Here is a 1,761-nt window from a genome sequence, read left to right as displayed (position 1 = left end):
GTCGCGGGATGGGAGGCCAGTCGCCGCCCCGGCGACAGGGCGACATCGGGCTCGACGACCTCGGCGTCGCCGATCTCGGCATCGACGACGGAGCGGGGGGCGACGAGGACGAGCGCGAGCGGGAACTCGAGTAATCGCATGATCGTCAACGAACGAGAGACGAAGGAGGGGTTGTTGATCGCCGTCTGCGATGAGGATGTCCTCGGCGAGACGTTCGAGGAGGGGGAACTCTCCCTGACCGTCACCGAGGAGTTCTACGGCGGCGACGAGGTCGACGAGAACGCGGTCGTCGAGAGTCTCGCACGGGCGGCCGTCGCCAACATCGTCGGCACCCGCGCCGTCGAACTCGCCGTCGAGGAGGGGTTCGTCGATGAAGCGAACGTCCTCGAGGTCGGAACGACGCTGCACGCGCAGTTATTGCGGATGCAATAGGGCCACGGATGCAATAGAGCGATCGAAGCCGAGTAGCAGCGGGGCCGGTCGGCGTCAGCGGGACGGATGTTCTGCGAGCGACTCGAGGCCGCGCCAGAGTGAGCGGCTCGCGGTAGCGAGAGGGCGGGAAACTCGATGCAGCGAGAGAGCGGCCGGTCCGAACCCTCAAAGATCGGTTCGCTCGAACCGGTAGTAGCCGATCGCGACGGGCACGGCCAGCCAGAACAGCAGGACGACGACGCCGAACCACTCCTGCAGATAGAACGGCGCGTCGCCGGGGTAGCGTTCGGCCGGCGTCATTCCGTACGCCTCCATCGACTGGAGTCCGTACTGGAACTGGAAGGGAAAGATCGACCCCTCGATGACCTCGTTGGCCAGGTTCGTGTACGCGAAGATCGGATTGAACTGATCGAGCACCAGGTACCACGTCTCGGCTTCGACCGGCGGTCCCTCGTCGTAGAGGAGGTGGTAGGGCCCGGCGGTGAGCAGTTCCCACAGCGCGACGAACACCATGTAGCACCCGACGACGATGGCCATCGACTTGCCCCGCGTGGAGACGGCCGCAGAGACGCCGACGGCCAGACCGACGAACGTCGTCCCGAACAGCAGCGATACCGCGGCGAAGCCGAGCCAATCGGCGAACGGAATCGAGCCGAAGAAGACGGCGCCGAGGACGAGCGAGACGAGAAACGCGAGTCCGACGGCGAGCCCGACGACGGCCGTGCGACCGAGCAGCTTCCCGAAGAGGACGTCGGTCCGGTTCGGCGGTAGCCCCAGCAGGAGCTTGATGCTTCCCGACCGTCGCTCGCCGACGACGGCCATGTAGCCGGCGATCAGCGCCGCGACCGGGAGGATCACCTGCAGCGGCGTGCCGAGGAAGCTGAGGACCTCGGCCGCAGTGACGTCGTCGACCGTGTACCAGATCGCGACGTAGCCGATGACGACGAGCCCGACGAGGAGGCCGATCAGCGCCCACAGGAGCTTCGACCGGCCGGCGTCGTCGAACTCCTTGCGGGCGACGGTGGGAACGTGCGAGGTCATCGCGCCGCCTCCGTTTCCGTCTCGAGCGCGGTCTCATCGGCCGTCCCGGACTGCGTATCGGCCCCGTTCCCGGTTTCGCTCCCCTCGCCGTTCGTCAGCGCGGTGAACAGCGACTCGAGCGAGACTTCCTCGATTCGCACGTCCTGAATCGTCGCGCCCGCGTCGTCGAGTGCGGTCACGACGCCGGCCTTCGCGGTCGGGTCGGTGATCGTACACTCGAGGGTTCGCCCGGACGCGGTGACGTCGGTGAGGCCTCGAACGTCGGCGGCCACCGCTCGCAGCTCGGCG

2 protein-coding genes and 1 pseudogene are annotated in these 1,761 nt (G+C 67.3%); 1 reads left to right on the top strand and 2 read right to left on the bottom strand.

Annotation, left to right across the window (positions count from 1 at the left end; genetic code table 11):
• Window positions 1–138 precede the first annotated feature (138 nt).
• The gene (locus PGX04_RS07280) at window positions 139–432 is read left to right on the top strand and encodes a DUF424 domain-containing protein (RefSeq protein WP_273737903.1); all 294 of its coding nucleotides are present in this window, start codon (window positions 139–141) and stop codon (window positions 430–432) included.
• Window positions 433–597: 165 nt separating this feature from the next.
• Here PGX04_RS07280 and PGX04_RS07275 read toward each other — a convergent pair whose 3' ends face one another.
• Both PGX04_RS07275 and PGX04_RS07270 read right to left on the bottom strand, forming a co-directional pair.
• Window positions 598–1,473, bottom strand: a complete 876-nt coding sequence (locus PGX04_RS07275; protein WP_273737902.1) for an ABC transporter permease subunit — start codon at window positions 1,471–1,473, stop codon at window positions 598–600.
• Window positions 1,470–1,761, bottom strand: a pseudogene (locus PGX04_RS07270) (ABC transporter ATP-binding protein); the annotation flags it as partial. The gene PGX04_RS07275 and the pseudogene PGX04_RS07270, both read right to left, overlap by 4 nt.

Source organism: Natrinema soli, assembly GCF_028618695.1.
The sequence above is the reverse complement of the archived record's forward strand: the minus strand, read 5'-3'. Positions and strand labels throughout refer to the sequence as shown.